The organism is uncultured Faecalibacterium sp., assembly GCF_900066275.1.
GTDB classification, from domain to species: Bacteria; Bacillota; Clostridia; order Oscillospirales; family Ruminococcaceae; genus Faecalibacterium; species Faecalibacterium taiwanense.
The window spans coordinates 1-17,407 of the sequence record NZ_FMFG01000021.1 but is presented as its reverse complement, the minus strand read 5'-3'; the positions used below and the strand labels follow the sequence as shown (position 1 = coordinate 17,407).

The window sequence follows — 17,407 nt, the reverse complement described above, 5'->3', positions numbered from 1 at the left end:
TTATGAAAAAATCGCTTCGTTTCGCCAGTGCGGCGCTGGCTCTCACCCTCGCCGCAGGCTGTGCAATGCCCGCATTTGCAGCTGGTAAGAGCAGCTTTTCCAAATCAGAGACCGTCTATGCTGTGATGAACGGCGACGGCTCCATCAAGAGCACCACCGTCAGCGAGCACCTGTACAGCGCCGCCGGCCTTGCAAACGTCACCGACAAGACCACCCTGACCGACATCCAGAACACTGAGAGCGATGCCGAGTTCACCCAGAACGGGGAAGAGCTGGTGTGGAACACCAACGACACCGATGTTTACTACAAGGGCAATACCGACAAGGCCCTGCCCATCGATGTGAAGGTGACCTACGCTCTGGACGGTCAGGAAGCCGCCCTTGAGGACATCATTGGCAAGAGCGGCCACCTGACTGTGACCGTCAACCTGAAGAACAACGAGACCGGCACCGTGAACGTGAACGGCAAGGACCGCACCATCGTCACTCCGCTGATCACCGCTGTGGGCGTCATTCTGGGCGGGGATGCTTCCAACGTGACCGCAGAACACGGTATGATCGAAAGCGCCGCCAAAAGCAGCGTTGCCGCCTTTGTCACCCTGCCGGGCGTGAAGGATTCCCTGTCCGGCCTGCTGCCCGATGAGGTGGACAGCATCGAAGACTATCTGCAGGACACCGTGACGGTGGAAGCCGATGTGGAAGACTTTACCTGCCCGCAGGTCATGGTGGCCTGCGCTACCAGCACCGCTGCTCTTGGCACGGACAATGTGTTTGACCTGAGCAGCATCAACGACCTGACCGATGGCATCAACCAGCTGAACGATGCCATGAGCCAGCTCATGGACGGCGCTTCCCAGCTGGTGGACGGCACCTCTCAGCTGGCAGGCGGTGTTCTGGCCCTGCTGGACGGTGCCAACACCCTGAACAACGGCGCTGCCGCTCTGGACGACGGCCTTGGCCAGCTGACCAACGGTCTGGACACCCTGAGCGCCAACAATGCAGCACTGAACGCCGGTGCGCAGCAGGTGGCTGACGGTGTGCTGGCTTCTGCCAACAAGACCCTGAAGGAAGGCGGCCTGATCGACGAGGACATGACATGGTCGAACTACGAGGCTGTGATCGACAACATCCTCACCATGAACGATAAGACCCTTGCTGCCGGCCGCAAAAAGATGGTGCGCACCATCTGGGAGCAGGCTCCCAGCTTCAAGGATAGCCAGCTGGATCTGGCCCTGTATCTGTCCGCGACCAAGACGAACCACGATCTGGAAGCAGCCCTGAAGCTGATGCAGAACTTTGACGCTTCCATGCTGACCGGCGCTCTGGAGATGGTGACCAATGCCGATGCAAAGAACACCGCCAAGGCCGAGCTGAAGTATCAGGTGGAGAACAGTCAGGATATGGCCGATGTCCGCGCCCTGAAGACCAGCCTTTCTCAGATCCAGTTCTTTGTTTCCAGCGTGAACCAGTACACCGCAGGCGTGCAGACCGCTGCGGACGGTGCCCACTCCGCAAAGGATGGCAGCGCACAGCTGGCTGCAGGCACCAAGACCCTGTATGACGGCGTGAATACCCTGAACACCGGTGCAGGTCAGTTGAATGACGGCGCAGGCCAGTTGAACGACGGCCTGAACCAGTTCAACGAGGAAGGCATCTCCAAGCTGACCGGCGCGCTGGATCAGGATCAGCTCCATGGCCTGAAGACCGTGCTGGACGAGATGACCGACCGCCTGAACGACTACACCAGCTTTGCCGGTGCACCGGACGATGCCGAGAGCAGCGTGAAGTTCGTCTATAAGACCGCTGAAACCGTGGCCGCTGCCGACACCACTGTAACCGAGACTGAGACGGTGAAGGAAGGCAATATCTTTACCCGCCTGTGGCAGCGCATCGTGAACCTGTTCAAGTTCTGATAAGACATCTTCGAGAATTCATGTTGAACCTCTTTCCATAGAGAAGGGGCTGTTGCAAAACAGCCCCAACGAAAAAATGAGATAGGCTTCCCCGAAAGGGGCTGCCTATCTCATTTTTTTTTGAGATCTGCCTTTGGGTTTTCAGCGTTCTGCCCGTTTTGTACGGTGAATGCGGCTGTTTTCAACATTTTAAAGAGACGCTGTTTTGCAACAGCCCTGCGGGCGATGGAATGGCCCGACTCGTGTCCGGCAAGAAAGCTGCCCGCCCACGATATGAAGTTTACTTGCGTGCGATCATTTCGGTGTAAGCCAGCACCAGCGGGCCGACACCCTTGGCATCGTTGCAGACCACCGGCTCACTGAAGTAGTAGGCCAGAGAGCCGTCGCGGTGATCCTTGCCGCCAAGACCCGCCACCAGGCAGATGCCGTCCAGCTGCAGACTGCCATCCGGGTTCTTGGAGAGGTACTTGTCGCAGGTGCCGTAGAAGGCCTTTTCGGCCCATGCGGCCATGCGTTTGGGCAGGTAGCCCAGACGCACGCCTTTGAGCACCGCGTAGGCAAACAGAGCGGTGCCGCTGGTCTCGAGGTAGTTGCCCTCCACACCGGGGTGGTCCATCACCTGCCAGAACATGCCGGTCTCCTCGTCCTGGAATTTGTGCACATCCTCAATGGTCTGCTTGAGCATTGCCATGATGCCGCGGTACTCGTTGTACAGCTGCTCGTCCATCCGCTCCAGCACGTCCACCATGGCTACCATGAACCAGCCCATGGCACGCAGCCAGAAGTTGGGGCTGCAGCCGGTGACGGGGTCGGCCCAGTACATCTGGCGGCTCTCATCGTAGCCGTGGTAGTACAGGCCGGTCTTTTCGTCCCGCATGTGCTTTTTGATATTCATGAACTGTTTGTAGCTGTCGATGCAGCCCTGCATCTTGTTAAAGCGGGTCTCGTACTCCATGTAGAAGGGCTGGGCCATGTAGGTGCCGTCCAGCCACACCTGCCACGGGTAGATGTCCTTGTGCCAGAAATTACCCTCTTTGGTGCGGGGCTGGGTGGCCAGCTGGCTGCGGATGGTCTCGATGGCCTTGCGGTACTTTTCATCCCCAAAGATATCGTACAGGGTGAACAGGTTCTTGCCCTGATTCACGTTATCCAGATTGTACTCCTTGGGGTCGTAGGTCTTGATGGAGCCATCCTCCTGCACAAAGGAATCAATGAAGCTCTTGGAGAAGTTCAGATACTTCTCGTCGCCGGTGGTCTTGTACAGGCTCAGGCAGGCCGTGATCATGCAGCCGTCGATGTAGTTCCACTTGTTGGGCTTGCCGCTGCGCACCTTCTCGATGTTCCACATGGGTGCTTCGGCGCTGGAATTGGCGATCAGGTAGTCCACGTAATCGCCCAGCATGGCAAGAATTTCTTCATGGGTCATGGTATCAGTCCTCCTCAAAATGGCCGACATTTGCAAAGTGCAGGCGTTCGCCCTCGTAGCCCTCGATCTTCACGTTGTGCAGGTCGATCTCCTTGACGTTCTCGGCGTAGATGGCCAGCTTCTTCACCAGAGGGCGGTTATCCGCCATAGCGGCCTGACCGGCCTCGGCATTGGGGTCAAAGGTAATCGTGACGTTCTTCATGGAAACGCGCTCAATGGGCTGCTCCGGCAGGCCGTCGAAGTAGCATCCCGCGAACTGAGCGTCGGTGGCGACGATGTCCTCCATGGTCAGGCTGCCCAGCTTCGGGGTGTACTCGTCCACGGGCATGGCATCGCGGCACTGAACATAGGGGCCGTGGCCGTCCGGGTCACAGAAGTAGAACATGTTGATGACGAAGGGTGCCTTGACACCCCGCATCTCCACGTTGCGGAACACCAGCCCGTCGATGACGGCGGTGTTGCCGCGGCCACGGCGGGTCTTGACGCGCAGGCCGCGGTCGGTGTGGTCCATCAGGCACTGGGTGACCACCATATCCTTCACACCGCCGCTCATCTCGCTGCCAATGACGATGCCGCCATGGCCTTTGTCCAACAGGCAGTTGCGGATAACGGTGTGCTCACAGCTCTTTTTCAGCTTCATGCCAAGGAAGACCTTGCTGGCCTTCATGGCAATGCAGTCGTCGCCCACATGGATGTTCACGCCGATGATGCGGATATACTCGCAGCTTTCGGGGTCGATGCCGTCGGTGTTGGGGGCATTGTAAGGATTGTTGATGTTGAAGTTCAGCAGGTCAAGGTGCTTGACAAAGATGGGGTGGATCGTCCACGAATAGCTGTTCTGCACCGTGATGCCGTGCAGGCAGATGTTCTCGCTGTCCACAGCAGCCACAGCGCGGGGCCGCCATGCGATGCGCTTGATCTTGGGCGTTACCCACCAGTCGCCGTTCTCGGCATCGCAGTCCAGCGTGCCCTCGCCGGTCACAACGACATCGTGCACCTGCGTGATGTTCAACAGACCCGCAAAGCTGCTCAGGGGATTGCCCTCCCAGCCGGTCAGGTAGTATTCATCCACCTCGTTCTCGCTGGGGATCACGCCGGGCAGGATGGGGTAGTGGGTGCGGTCATTGTCGCCCAGCAGCACAGCGCCCTTTTCAAGATAGAGGGTGGTGTTGCTTTTCAGGAACAGGCTGCAGGTGCGGTAGCGGCCTGCGGGCACGTACACTGTGCCGCCCTTGGGGCAGGTGGAAAGAGCCGCCTGCAGCTTGAGGGTGTTGTCCGTGGTGCCGTCGGCCACCAGACCGTAGCGGGAAGCATCCACAAAGAAGGTCTCGGCCTCGGTGGTAAAGGTGCAGGTCAGGCTTTCGCCCTCGGCCTGCACACCCACCGTGTACTCCGTACCGGGCAGCAGGGAGAACAGGGAGAACACGTTGGTCTGGCAGGCTTCGTAGACGGTCTTGCCGTTCAGGGTAACGGTGAACGGGTGGGCCGGACGATAGCACAGGCCGTTTTCCAGCTCGAAAACAGCGCTGCGCGTCATGGAACGGATAAGCGACAGATTCATGGGAGAACCTCCTGATGGTTTTGTCTTGCCCGCAGGAAGCGGACATGATATGATAAAGATTAGAATGAAGGGAACCCCTTCCGTCGAACCCTCGCGGGTTTGCCACTTCCATCCGTGATGGAGGCTTTGGCATACCGGAAAGCTTTTCCTCTTCGCCAGAGGCTCCCTCTTTGAGGGAGCTGGCGCGGCATCAGCCGCGACTGAAGGAGTTACCTATGAGATCAGAACGTGAAAAGATCACCGGCAAGGTGGCCGCTGCCACCCTGCGTCTGAATGCGAACCGCTACGAGCTGCCGCCGGATGAGGACACCTGCTATCTGCTGCTGGTGTCGGAGGGCAGCGTCACGCTGGAATATGAGGGTGGGAATGTGCTGGTAAACCCCGGCAGCGCCGTGCTGCTTGGCCCCGGCGGCTGCCGCTTTGCACAGACCGGCAGCGCCGTGCCGCAGATCGTGGGGTGCCACTTTCCGCTGGGGATGCTGCATGATTTGAAAAACACAGCCGGGCGGGATTTCGGCCGCCTGTTTGCGCCCGGGGAGCGCACAGTGCTGTATGCACCGGTGCAGTGGCAGAGCCGCATCCGTACCCTGCTGGAAATGATGGCCAGCGCCAGCACCGAGCAGGATTACCCCGGCCCGCTGTACCTGCTGCTGATCCTGCACTATGTGGAGCAGGAGTGCATTGCCGAGAGCAGCGCCGTGGCGCGTCCCCACAACGAAACGGTGGAGCAGATCTGCGCCTACCTTGCGGCCAATTACCGGCAGAAGTTTTCCCTCACCGAGGTGGCGGCGCAGTTTTATCTTTCGCCCTACTACCTGAGCCGTTTGTTCCGGCGGGTAACGGGCCAGTCCATCGTGGATTACATCAACAACCGCCGCATCGAAGCGGCCCAGAAGCTGCTGGAAACGACCGAGCTTTCCATCAGTGCGGTGGCCGAGCAGACCGGCTTTGCCAGCGCCGCCCATTTCCGCCGGGTGTTCCGCGAGGTGATGGGTACTGGCCCACTGCAGTACCGCAAAGGACATAAGAAATAAGAAACACCCCCTGCGCCATCTACGGGAACGGCACAGGGGGTGTTTGTTTGTATCAGATGATCTTATGCTGTGCGGGGAAAGGGCTTAGCCCTTGACGGCACCGGCAGAGATACCTTCAACGAACTGGTCCTGTGCACAGAAGAAGACGATCAGCTGCGGCAGGATGGAGATGAGGGACAGAGCAAGGATCTTGTTCCATGCGAAACCGGTATCACCGTCCATGGACAGCTTGACGAACAGGGACATCGGGTACTTACCGGGAGTGCTGACGTAAAGCAGCGGACCCATGAAGTCGTTGCAGCTCCACATGAATTGGAACAGTGCGCAGGACACCAGAGCGGGGCCAAGCATGGGCACGATGACCTTGTACAGGGTCTGGAAGGAGGAGCAGCCGTCGATGGCAGCGGCTTCGTCCAGATCACGGGGGACATTGCGCATGAACTGCACCAGCTGGTAGACGAAGTAGGTCTCGGTCGCAAATGCGCAGTGCACCCAGATAGCCAGATAGAAGGGGCTGTCCAGCCAGCCGAACTTGTTGTACAGCAGGTACTGCGGCACATTCAGAACGACCTGCGGCAGGAACAGGGTGGCCAGCATGATGTTGAACATCAGCTTACGGCCGGGGAAATCGAAGCGGCCAAAGCCGTAGGCAGCCACACAGGCGGAGACCACCGTGCAGATCACCTTGGGGATGACGTAGCTGTAGGTGTTCAGCATGGCCTGCAGGATGTTGATGGAACCGCCGAAGTTGTTCAGTGCGCCGCGGTAGCCATCCAGAGTGGGGTGCTTGATCCACAGGCTGATGCCTGCAAAGATCTCGCTGTTGTCCTTAAAGGTAGCGCTGATCATCCACAGCAGGGGATAGATCATGATGACGCCGACCAGGATCAGGACGAAATACTTGAAGAAGGTCGCGATTTTGTTCGATGCTTTCATTCCCATACTGGTCACCTTACCTTTCGTCAGAGTAGTAGACCCACTTCTTCTGGCTGGTGAATGCAATGATCGTCAGGATGCAGACGATGATGAACATGATCCATGCCAGAGCGGATGCCATACCCATGTCATAAGACTTGAATGCGTAGTTGTAAACCAGCAGAGAGATCAGCGTGGTGGAACCACGGGGGCCGCCGTTGGTGATGATGTAGGGGCCATTGAACTCCTGGAAAGCCTGGCAGATCTGAGTGACCAGATTGTAGAAGATGATGGGGGTGATCATCGGAACGGTAATGGAGAAGAACTGACGCCACTTGCCGGCACCATCAATGGTAGCGGCTTCGTACAGGTCTGCAGGCACGCCCTTCAGAGCGGCCAGGAACAGCACCATGGCGGAACCAAACTGCCAGATACGCAGGAAGCAGATGATCCACAGCGCGTAGCTGGGGTCAGACAGCCACTCGGGGCCCTGCACCAGACCAAAGGTGACAGCGCGCAGCACGGTGTTGAGCAGGCCGTCCACGCTGAACACAGCCTTCCACAGAACGGCGATCGCAACAGAGCCGCCCAGAATGGAGGGAATGTAGTACACCGTGCGGAACAGGTTGACGCATGCGATCTTGAAGTTCAGGATGTATGCGATGAACAGCGCAAAGACCAGCTTCAGAGGCACGGTGATGAAAGCGTACTTGAAGGTGATGATCAGCGCCTTGGTGATCTTGGTGGTGGTAAAGGCCGTGATGTAGTTGGCCAGACCAACGAACTTGGTGCCGCTCTCGAAGAAGTTCATATCGGTGAAGCTGTAGTACAGCGACTGACCGAAGGGAACTGCCTTAAAGACGACGAAGCCGATGATCCAGGGGATCAGATAAAACAGACCCTGATATTTGTCCAGCCACTTCTGGAACGGGGTGCGCCCGACAGCGGGAGCATTGTTTTCTTTCATCTGGGAAATCCTCCTTTTTAAGGAATTTCGGAGCATGAGACGGACGAAGGGGTAACAGACTGGATACAGCTTTGTCAAGATTTTGTAATATATCCCTGACAAAAAAGGGGCATCTGCCGGTCGGGCGGCAGGTGCCCCTCAGGTTCAGTCAAAGGGTGCCCTTTTCTGTGCGTGACCGCACACGGCGGCACTCAAAAATGTAACTTAGCCGATGGTGTAGCCAACAGACTCCATGCCGTCCAGCAGGGTGTCAACAACGTCTGCACCGGAAACGCCGTCGTAGTCAACGGTGTCGAACACCTCCTGATAGATGCCGGTGCCGGAAGCCTTCAGGTCGTTGTTCTCGAACAGGGGATCCAGCTTGTTGGTGGTGAAGGCCATGACCTTGGCGTTTGCCTCAGCAACCAGATCCTTGACAGCGCCGGCAGCCTGAGCAGCAGCCAGACCAGCCTTGGAAGCGGGGATGCCGCACTCGGAACCCATGATGGAAGCGCCCTTCTCCTCGTTCAGCAGGAAGTTGATCAGGGTAGCAGCCTCGGCAACGCACTTGCTGGTCTTGGTGATGGCCAGACCCATGGAGACCTTGGAGAAGCCGCCGTTGTTGTCGCCGAACTTGATCTCTTCGCCAACGGTGAAGCCGTCCTTGTTGGCATCATCCAGAGCGGAGGAGTACTTGGAAGCAGCGGAATCCCACTCGAAGATGCCTGCGATCTTACCGGTGATCCACTCGTTGGACTGGTGGGTAGCGGTATCAGAGTTTGCGGAGTAGTAGGTCTTCAGGTTCATCATGACGTGGCCATCCACCAGGCTCTTGATGAAGTCGATGCCCTCAGCGATCTCGTCCTCGGTGTAGTTCAGGGTAGAGGTGACGGGGTCAGCCCAGTCCTTGCCGTACTTGGACTCGAGGTAGAACACCATCAGGATCATACGGTCGTATGCGCCCAGATGCATGGGGTAGTAATCGTCGCCCAGCTTCTCCTTGAATGCCTTGCCGGCAGCCATCAGATCATCCAGAGACTTGGGAACTTCGGTGATGCCAGCCTTGTTGAAGGTGGTCATGTTCCAGAAGAAGATACGGCCGGTCATGGAAACGGGCACGCACTGCTGGCTGTTTGCAACGTAGCAGGCGTCCATGGCAGCGTCATCCCACTGGGTCAGATCCAGGAACTTGGAAACAGTGTTCAGGTCCACGAACTTGCTGCCATCAGCAGAGTAGTTGTACAGCCAGTTCCAGTTCACCTGGCACACATCCTGTGCGTTGCCAGCGATGAAGGCAGCTGCCATTTTCTCTTCCCAGCCGGACCATGCGGCGAAGGTGGGCTCGATGGTGATGTTGGTGTGCTCAGCCTGGAACTCCTTGATGGCGTTCTGGTAAGCCTCGTGACGGCTGTCGCCGCCCCACCAGCTGATGGTCATGGAAACAGGGCCGTCAGACAGTGCCAGGCTCTCGTCTGCAGAAGCAGCGGGAGCGGAAGAAGCGGTGGAAGCAGCAGAGCTGGATGCAGCAGAGTTGCCGCCGCAGGCAGCCAGAAGGCCGGCAGCGCCCACAGCGCCGGTGACCTTCATGAAATCACGACGAGAAATTGCCTTGCTCATTTTTGTTCTCCTCCTAAATACAGAAAACATCATCTCGAACGGGGGTCTGCACATACCCCGTTGTATACAATTATGATAACAAAACAACAACCAAAAAGAAAGACGCAAATTGCAGATATCTAAACAAAAAACGTACAAATATTGCTCTTGTTTCCGCGCAAGAATTGACGCCTTCGCTGAAATGAATAAACTTGGCTCGAAAAACTGTGCAACATGTATACTTCGCTATTTTGCATAGAAAACTGGGATGCATCATAGAGGGAACGTCGAATTTTGCGATAATTTTGTAAACATTCCGTTTCAGAACGTGGAAACGTTGCATATATTGTGGACGAACACCAGCTTAAAAAGCCCGGATGGGAGCCTTTGAACTGATATATCAATAGCGCAAAAAATGTTCACTCTGATATATCAATTGCGTGAAGCGGGCATCCGGCACCGGTCTGCAGGCGTGGAAATCGGTGCTTCTTCGCCCTTTTGGGGGGTGAAGAAGCACCGACAGCAACATATTTTGCGCTGCTGCGTGGACTGCGCCTGTGGGCCGGGAATAAAAAAGAAAGGCTGCCGTGTCGTTGGACACAGCAGCCTTGTATACAAGTTTATTCGACCCGCGAAGCAGCTTTTTCGGCGTAGAACGCGCGCTTTGCCTTGAAATAGCACTGGGGGCACATGCTCACGTACTGCACATCGTTTTCCAGATCGATGGCCACCTGCTCGCCCTCAAAGACGAATCTGCCGTTCACCCTGCGGCAGTTGCAGATGGCCTTGCGGCCGCAGGTGCAGATAGTCTTCATTTCCTCGATGGTGTGGGCCAGCTCCAGCAGGCGGGTAGAGCCGGGAAAGCCCTTGAGCGAAAAATCTGCCCGCAGGCCGTAGCAGATCACCGGAATGTTCAAATCCACCGTGACCATGAACAGCTGTTCTGCCTGCTGCGCAGTGAAAAACTGGCTCTCGTCGCACAGCACGCAGGCCAGCGGCGCACCGTCAGCGTTGGCCGTGCGCACGGCCTCGAACACGTCCGTCTCCGGCGGGATCAGCAGATCAGCCTTGCGGCGCACGCCCAGACGGCTCACCAGCTCACCGCCGCCCTTGGTGTCCACCTGTGGCTTGAGGATCAGCACCCGCATCCCCTGTTCTTCGTAGTTGTGGGCTACCTGCATCAGGGCGGTGCTTTTGCCGCTGTTCATCGCGCCGTAACGGAAATACAGTTTTGCCATTTGAAAAACTCTCCTTACAGAAAGAACCCTCTCAGCCAAAGCCTGACGGCTTTGCCAGCTCCCCCGATGGGGGAGCTTTTCTGCATCTTCCGGGCAGGCTGTCCTTCGCCGGAGAAGCAGAAACTTTCCCGTCCCCACTCATAAAGCTACCCTTTCGGGGGAGCTGTCGAGTGTATGCGAGACTGAGAGGGTTCAGCGGCATCTCAGGCTTTGACTGAGAGGGTTCTCTTATTACTTATAATAGGTATATTCAGTCCTGATTGCGCAGGCGGTAGCCAAGGCTCATCAGGCTGTCGCCCAGATGGACGTTCTCCACCACCACATCGGGATACGGCACAGAGAGGTCATAGTGGGAGAAGTTCCAGAAGCCCTCGATGCCCAGATCCACCAGACGGCCGCTGACCTGTTCCGCACCGTCGCGGGGCACACAGAGCACTGCGACCTTGGGGTGATGCTCGGCACAGAAAGACTCCAGCTCGTCGATATGGCGGATCTGGATGCCGCTGATCTCCTTGCCCACCTCGCTCTGTGCCACGTCAAAGGCGGCGATCAGGCGGTAGCCGTTGGTATCGGTGGTGATAAAGCGGCTCACTGCCTTGCCCAGACGGCCGCAGCCGATCAGGATGGTGGGCAGGCGGTCGCCGTTGCCGAACAGCAGGCCTTCCAGAATGGAGAGCAGGTTTTCCACCGAGTAGCCGATGCCCTGCCGGCCATTCACATCGCCGATGCAGTTGAAGTCCTGCCGTACCTGCGAAGCGGTGGTGCCCATCTGAGCAGCCAGCTCGCGGGAAGAAATGCTGTTGATGCCGTCCGCCTGCAGAGAGCACAGATAGCGGTAATATTTGGGAAGACGCTTGATAACGGGAAGCGAAGCCCTTGCAGGAGTGTTCATAGAATACTTTCTCCTTTCGCTCTATCGCAGTACTTGCCGCAGCTGCCTGCTTTACAGATGCGGCGCAGAGAAACCCCGATCCGTTTACGGGTTCATATTGCAGATATTACAGTCAATTATTTAAAGTATACTGCACCGATGGAGAATGTCAAATCATTCTCAAAAAATTTTTATGAAATGTTACCGCTTTTTTGCTGCAGCGGGTCTGCATAGCCCGGCACAGGCTGGGGAATGCTGACAAAAAACGCAGGAGGAAAGCATATGAACGATGAAACGCAGCAGACCGACGCAGGACGGCTGGAAAAAGAAGAGATCGAGGATCTGGGCACGGTCACGCTGGCCCGCGGGGAGCATGTGATCCACTGTCTGACCGTCATCGGCCAGATCGAAGGCCATTCGGAAGCGCCGCAGGGCCAGAAGACCACGAAGTATGAGCATGTCATCCCGCAGCTGGTGGCCGCGCAGGAGGATCCTCGCATCGAAGGTCTGCTGGTGCTGCTGAACACGGTAGGCGGTGATGTGGAAGCAGGCCTTGCGCTGGCGGAGCTGATCGCCAGCGTGTCCAAACCCAGTGCAACGCTTGTGCTGGGCGGCGGGCACTCCATCGGCATCCCGCTTGCCGTCAGCGCCCGGCGCAGCTTCATCGTGCCCACAGCCACCATGACCGTGCACCCGGTGCGGCATTCCGGCGTCATTCTGGGGGTGCCGCAGACCATGCGCAGCTTTGAGCAGATGCAGCAGCGCATCACCGGCTTCGTAGCGGCCCACAGCGGCATGACCGAAAAACGCTACACCGACCTGATGCTCCACACCGGCGAGCTGGTGATGGACATGGGCACTGTGCTGGATGGACGCCGGGCTGTGAAGGAAAAGCTCATTGATGAGCTGGGCGGGCTTTCGGATGCGCTGGCGTGGCTGTATAAAGAGATTGAACGCAAATGAAGGCCGATTTTGTACAACAATAGGTTTGCCATTTTCTTCCCTGCGTGGTACAATAATAAAATCAAATAGTGTGTCTACTACAAACGCGGGGAACAAAGAAACATGGCAACAAAAAAACGTAAAACGACAACACGGCGCGCAGCATCGCGCAAAAAGCGCGCAGAACAGCGGCTCCCGGCAGGGCTTGGTACCCTGTTTGCAGGCCTTTTGCTGGTGGTGCTGGCCTTTGTGGAGGGAGATTCGGCATGGAAGGCCCTGCACGATGTGCTGTTCGGACTTTTTGGCTGCGGCAGCTTTGTGCTGGGCGCGGCAGTGTGCTGCCTTGCTGTGCAGTATACCCGGGGCGAAGACCTTCTGCCCAAGATCTTCAAGCTGGTTCTGGGGCTGGTGTTTGCCTGCGGCACGGTGATCGTTTTTTCCGATATCCAGCCGCAGGGCATGTCGGCATTCCAGATGACAGCTGCCTGCTATGCAAACGGCGTGAATGCATGGATCGGCGGCGGTGCGCTGGGCGCACTGCTGGGCGGCAGCCTGCTGCTGCTGTGCGGACGGCCTGCGGCAACCCTTATCATGATCGTGCTGGCACTGTGTGTCAGCCTGTACATTTTTGATCTGACCCCGGCAGAGGTGTGGCAATGGCTGTGCGCTGCGTTTGGCGGCGTGCACGCAAAGGGTGCGGCCATGGCGCAGCAGAGCGCAGCCCGCCGCGCTGAACGTGCCGCTGCCCGCGCGGCAGAAGCCGAGGCTGAGGAAGACTACGACGAAGCAGAAGATGAATACCGGGATGAGGAAGATGCCGAAGAGGAGATGGAAACTCCGGCTTTCCGCATCGGTGTGCCGGACTGGCTGAACGGCATCCGCCACTGGGGCCACAAGGTGACCGAAGAGATGGAGGCGGAGAAGCCGGAGGCCGCCCCGCAGCCGGAGCCTGCCGCCCCGGCCATCACGCCGGTGCAGGTACGGGTATCCCGGCCCCGGGCTTCCTTTGACGTAGACCTTGGCCCCGACCACACCGAGGTGAAGGAGGGCGGCAGCGAACCCATCGAGCCGCTCATCGTGGGCCCGGGCGGCACCTTTGGGCAGAACCCGCTGCGCCCGGCCCCCAGACCTGCCCCGCAGCCCATCGTACAGGACGCAGTGGAGACCGATGCATCCGATTTCTTTGCAAAAGCTGCACAGCCGGTGCAGCCTGCGGCAGCGGAAAGCTTTGATACTCCGGTCATGACCCCGGAAATGCCGACGGCCCAGCCGGAAAGCCCGGCAGCGGCCATCACGCCGGAGATGCCCGCCGTGCCCATCCAGCCCGCAGTCCCGGCGGCACCCGCCCGGGTGAGCGCCGAAAACGCCGTTGCCATGCGCGGCACACCCGACGAGGACGGCTGGATCAGCATTACCAGCGAACCGGTGGAGGAAAAGGATATCAGCACGCTGGTGGCAGCGGCAATGGAAAAGCCTGCCGCTTCCGAGCAGGCCGCGGCAGCGGCCCCTGTGGACGAGACCGAACCGGTGGATACTTATCAGTACCAGTATCCGCCCATTGAGCTGTTTGAAAAATCGCAGGACGAGACCGACCCCGGCGCGCAGGAAGAGCTGAAAGCCAACGCCCAGAAGCTGGTGGATACGCTGGAAAGCTTTGGCGTGCGCACCCGTGTGCTGGATATCTCCCGGGGCCCCTCCGTTACCCGGTACGAGGTGCAGCCCATGGCGGGTGTCAAGATCAGCCGCATCACCTCGCTGGCAGACGATATCGCCCTGAACCTTGCGGTGGCGGACGTGCGTATGGAAGCACCCATCCCCGGCAAGCCTGCCGTGGGCATTGAGGTGCCCAACCACAAAAAGACCCCGGTGTATATCCGCAGCGTGTTCGAGAGCCAGAGCTTTTTGCGCATGACCTCACCTCTGGGCATTGCGCTTGGCAAGGACATTGCCGGTGTGGCACAGGTGGCAGACCTGTGCAAGATGCCCCATCTGCTCATTGCAGGCAGCACCGGCAGCGGTAAATCCGTGTGCGTGAACAGCATCATCATGAGCCTGCTGTTCCGCTCCAGCCCGGAGGACGTGAAGCTGCTGCTGATCGACCCCAAGGTGGTGGAGCTGGCCGAGTACAACGGCATTCCCCACCTGCTGATGCCGGTGGTCACCGAGCCGAAAAAGGCCGCAGGTGCCCTTGGCAGCGCGGTGCAGGAGATGGAGCGCCGCTATCATCTGTTTGCAGAGAACAATGTGCGCGACATCAAGTCTTTCAACAAGCTGGCCGCAGAACGGCCTGATCTGGAAAAGATGCCCTACATCGCCATTATCATCGACGAGCTGGCCGATCTGATGATGGTGGTGGGCAAGGATGTGGAGGACTCCATCTGCCGCATCGCCCAGAAGGCCCGCGCCGCCGGTATGCACCTGATCGTAGCCACCCAGCGCCCCAGCGTGGACGTGATCACCGGCCTGATCAAGGCCAACATCCCCAGCCGCATCGCATTTGCAGTGTCCAGTCAGGTGGACAGCCGCACTATTCTGGACGGCTCCGGTGCCGAAAAGCTGCTGGGCATGGGTGATATGCTGTTCATGCCCGTGGGTGCGCCCAAGCCTACCCGTATTCAGGGCACTTTCGTGCGGGATGAGGAGATCAGCCGTGTGCTGGACTTCATCAAGCAGAGCGGCACCGTGCAGTATGACGAAGCCATGATCGAAGCCATGGAAAAGCACGCCATTCAGGACGGCAAGAAAGGCAGCGGCGGCGCGGACTCCGACGAGGATCCCGATACCGACCCGATGTTCAAGCAGGCCGTGGAGGTGGTCATCGATGCCGGTCAGGCCTCCACCAGCCTGCTGCAACGCCGCTGCAAGCTGGGCTACGCCCGCGCGGCCCGTATCATGGACGAGATGGAACAAAAAGGCATCATCGGACCCTACGAGGGTGCCAAGCCCCGCGCTGTGCTTATCAGCCGCCAGCAGTGGCTGGAAATGCAGATGAACCAACCGGAGGAATAAAAATAAAAGAGCACTCGCCCGTGTTCAACCAAGAATGAGGATATTAGCAAATGGACAACTCTTCCCCTAAGATCTACACCGAATTTCTTCCCATCAGCCGGGCCGATATGGAGGCCCGCGGGTGGGAGCAGCTGGACTTTGTGGTGGTGGGCGGCGATGCCTATGTGGACCACCCCAGCTTTGGCACTGCCATCATCAGCCGTCTGCTGGAAGCCGAGGGCTATAAGATCGGCGTGCTGGCCCAGCCACGCTACACCGACTGCGAGGACTTCAAGCGGTTCGGCAAGCCGAAGTACGGCTTCTTCATCGGCGGCGGCAACGTGGACAGCATGGTCAGCCACTATTCCGTGGCAAAGATCCCCCGCGCCGAGGACGAATACTCCCCCGGCGGCAAGGGCGGCGCACGCCCGGACCGCAGCGCCACCGTGTACACCCGCCTTGCCAAGCAGGCCTATCCCGACCTGCCGGTGATTCTGGGCGGTCTGGAGGCGTCCCTGCGCCGCTTTGCCCACTATGACTACTGGCTGGACACCGTTCTGCCCAGCATCGCCGAGGATTCCGGCGCGGACATCATCAGCTTTGGCATGGGCGAGCACCAGACCGTGGAGATCGCCCGCCGCCTTGCCGCCGGGGAGCCGGTGGAGAGCATCACGGACGTGGACGGCACCTGTTACATGACCGACTTCGACCATCTGCCCGAGCGCTACGTGGAGTGCGCAGGCTTTAAAAAGGTGGCGTCGGATAAGACGGCGTATGCCAAGGCCTGCCGCATCCAGATGGACAATCAGGATGTGGTCAGCGGCCAGATCATCGTGCAGAAGCAGAGCGAAAAGTATCTGGTGCAGAACATCCCCGCAAAGCCGCTGGTGCGCGGGGAGCTGGATAAGGTCTACGCCCTGCCCTACACCCGCCGTTACCACCCCATCTACGAGAGCATGGGCGGCGTGCCCGCCATCCGTGAGGTGCAGTTCTCCATCATCCAGAACCGCGGCTGCTTTGGCGGCTGCAACTTCTGCGCCATCCAGCTGCATCAGGGGCGGCGTGTCACCAGCCGCAGCGCGGACAGCATCGTGGCAGAAGCCGAGCGCATGACCCACGAGCCGGATTTCAAGGGCTACATCCACGATGTGGGCGGCCCCACCGCAAACTTCCGCTTTCCCTCCTGCCGGGAGCAGATGCTGCGGGGCATGTGCACCGGCGGCAAGCACTGTCTTGCCCCCACCACCTGCTCCCACATGATCGTGGACCACAGCGACTACCTGAAGATCCTGCGCCGGGTGCGGGAGCTGCCGGGCGTGAAAAAGGTGTTCATCCGCAGCGGTATCCGGTTCGACTACCTGATGGCCGACCCGGACGATACCTTCTTCAAGGAACTGGTAGAGTACCATGTGTCCGGCCAGCTGAAGGTGGCTCCGGAGCACTGTGCCCCCAACACGCTGGCCTATATGGGCAAGCCGCCCATCGAGACCTTCAGCAAGTTCAAGGATAAATTCTATGAGCTGAGCAAAAAGGCCGGCAAAAAGCAGTATCTGGTGCCCTATCTGATGTCCAGTCACCCGGGTAGCACCCTCAAGGATGCAGTCTATCTGGCAGAATATCTTTACAAAAACCACATGCGCCCGGAACAGGTGCAGGATTTTTACCCCACCCCCGGCACTGTGAGTACCTGCATGTTCTACACCGGCCTTGACCCCTACACCCTGAAGCCGGTGTTTGTGGAAAAGACCCCCGAGGGCAAGGCGCTGCAGCGGGCGCTGCTGCAATACTACGAGCCTCGCAACGCCGAGAAGGTAGTCAAGGCGCTGAAGATGACCCACCGGGAGGACCTGATCCCCCTGCTGGTGCCCGCCGCAGGCCGCCGCGCCGTGCAGCGCTCTGCCCGCCGGGCCGAAGCCGCCGATGTGACGATCCACAATGACGGCACCTATACGGTGCGCCCGAACCAGAAGGGCCATA

At 58.7% G+C, this 17,407-nt stretch carries 12 protein-coding genes; 5 read left to right on the top strand and 7 right to left on the bottom strand.

Annotation, left to right across the window (positions count from 1 at the left end; genetic code table 11):
• The first annotated feature begins 2 nt into the window (after positions 1-2).
• On the top strand, positions 3-1,913 hold the full coding sequence (locus QZL71_RS08395) for a hypothetical protein (RefSeq protein ID WP_294648474.1): 1,911 nt from the start codon (positions 3-5) through the stop codon (positions 1,911-1,913).
• 280 nt (positions 1,914-2,193) lie between these two features.
• Here QZL71_RS08395 and QZL71_RS08390 read toward each other — a convergent pair whose 3' ends face one another.
• The gene (locus tag QZL71_RS08390) at positions 2,194-3,339 is read right to left on the bottom strand and encodes a glycoside hydrolase family 88/105 protein (RefSeq protein ID WP_097780804.1); all 1,146 of its coding nucleotides are present in this window, start codon (positions 3,337-3,339) and stop codon (positions 2,194-2,196) included.
• A 4-nt stretch (positions 3,340-3,343) separates the two neighbouring features.
• The gene (locus tag QZL71_RS08385) at positions 3,344-4,900 is read right to left on the bottom strand and encodes a glycoside hydrolase family 28 protein (protein ID WP_294648473.1); all 1,557 of its coding nucleotides are present in this window, start codon (positions 4,898-4,900) and stop codon (positions 3,344-3,346) included.
• 215 nt (positions 4,901-5,115) lie between these two features.
• On the opposite strand from QZL71_RS08385, the gene QZL71_RS08380 reads away from it, so the two are divergent.
• Entirely contained in the window at positions 5,116-5,934 is an 819-nt protein-coding gene (locus QZL71_RS08380; RefSeq protein WP_154256274.1) for a helix-turn-helix domain-containing protein, read from the top strand.
• 84 nt (positions 5,935-6,018) lie between these two features.
• Here the strand turns inward: QZL71_RS08380 and QZL71_RS08375 are convergent, their stop codons facing one another.
• From QZL71_RS08375 to QZL71_RS08355, 5 genes are all read right to left on the bottom strand, one after another.
• Entirely contained in the window at positions 6,019-6,876 is an 858-nt protein-coding gene (locus tag QZL71_RS08375; protein ID WP_005942942.1) for a carbohydrate ABC transporter permease, read from the bottom strand.
• Positions 6,877-6,886: 10 nt separating this feature from the next.
• A complete protein-coding gene (locus tag QZL71_RS08370) occupies positions 6,887-7,816 on the bottom strand; it encodes a carbohydrate ABC transporter permease (protein ID WP_294648472.1) in 930 nt (309 codons plus the stop codon).
• Positions 7,817-8,020: 204 nt separating this feature from the next.
• Positions 8,021-9,412: an ABC transporter substrate-binding protein gene (locus tag QZL71_RS08365; RefSeq protein WP_154259429.1), complete on the bottom strand. Its 1,392-nt coding sequence runs from the start codon at positions 9,410-9,412 to the stop codon at positions 8,021-8,023.
• A 599-nt stretch (positions 9,413-10,011) separates the two neighbouring features.
• Positions 10,012-10,629, bottom strand: a complete 618-nt coding sequence (locus QZL71_RS08360; RefSeq protein ID WP_005942920.1) for a thymidine kinase — start codon at positions 10,627-10,629, stop codon at positions 10,012-10,014.
• A 250-nt stretch (positions 10,630-10,879) separates the two neighbouring features.
• Positions 10,880-11,521: a redox-sensing transcriptional repressor Rex gene (locus QZL71_RS08355; protein WP_005942917.1), complete on the bottom strand. Its 642-nt coding sequence runs from the start codon at positions 11,519-11,521 to the stop codon at positions 10,880-10,882.
• A gap of 261 nt (positions 11,522-11,782) precedes the next feature.
• On the opposite strand from QZL71_RS08355, the gene QZL71_RS08350 reads away from it, so the two are divergent.
• The 3 genes from QZL71_RS08350 to QZL71_RS08340 all read left to right on the top strand — a co-directional run.
• Positions 11,783-12,463, top strand: a complete 681-nt coding sequence (locus tag QZL71_RS08350; RefSeq protein WP_294648471.1) for a ClpP family protease — start codon at positions 11,783-11,785, stop codon at positions 12,461-12,463.
• 102 nt (positions 12,464-12,565) lie between these two features.
• Entirely contained in the window at positions 12,566-15,451 is a 2,886-nt protein-coding gene (locus QZL71_RS08345) for a DNA translocase FtsK (RefSeq protein WP_294648470.1), read from the top strand.
• A 50-nt stretch (positions 15,452-15,501) separates the two neighbouring features.
• On the top strand, positions 15,502-17,407 hold a 1,906-nt coding region (locus QZL71_RS08340), incomplete at its 3' end, for a YgiQ family radical SAM protein (RefSeq protein WP_294648469.1).

Coding starts and splice junctions, on each gene's coding strand:
- QZL71_RS08395 (WP_294648474.1), top strand. CDS start 3: ATGAAAAAATCGCTTCGTTTCGCCAGTGCGGCGCTGGCTCTCACCCTC.
- QZL71_RS08390 (WP_097780804.1), bottom strand. CDS start 3,339: ATGACCCATGAAGAAATTCTTGCCATGCTGGGCGATTACGTGGACTAC.
- QZL71_RS08385 (WP_294648473.1), bottom strand. CDS start 4,900: ATGAATCTGTCGCTTATCCGTTCCATGACGCGCAGCGCTGTTTTCGAG.
- QZL71_RS08380 (WP_154256274.1), top strand. CDS start 5,116: ATGAGATCAGAACGTGAAAAGATCACCGGCAAGGTGGCCGCTGCCACC.
- QZL71_RS08375 (WP_005942942.1), bottom strand. CDS start 6,876: ATGGGAATGAAAGCATCGAACAAAATCGCGACCTTCTTCAAGTATTTC.
- QZL71_RS08370 (WP_294648472.1), bottom strand. CDS start 7,816: ATGAAAGAAAACAATGCTCCCGCTGTCGGGCGCACCCCGTTCCAGAAG.
- QZL71_RS08365 (WP_154259429.1), bottom strand. CDS start 9,412: ATGAGCAAGGCAATTTCTCGTCGTGATTTCATGAAGGTCACCGGCGCT.
- QZL71_RS08360 (WP_005942920.1), bottom strand. CDS start 10,629: ATGGCAAAACTGTATTTCCGTTACGGCGCGATGAACAGCGGCAAAAGC.
- QZL71_RS08355 (WP_005942917.1), bottom strand. CDS start 11,521: ATGAACACTCCTGCAAGGGCTTCGCTTCCCGTTATCAAGCGTCTTCCC.
- QZL71_RS08350 (WP_294648471.1), top strand. CDS start 11,783: ATGAACGATGAAACGCAGCAGACCGACGCAGGACGGCTGGAAAAAGAA.
- QZL71_RS08345 (WP_294648470.1), top strand. CDS start 12,566: ATGGCAACAAAAAAACGTAAAACGACAACACGGCGCGCAGCATCGCGC.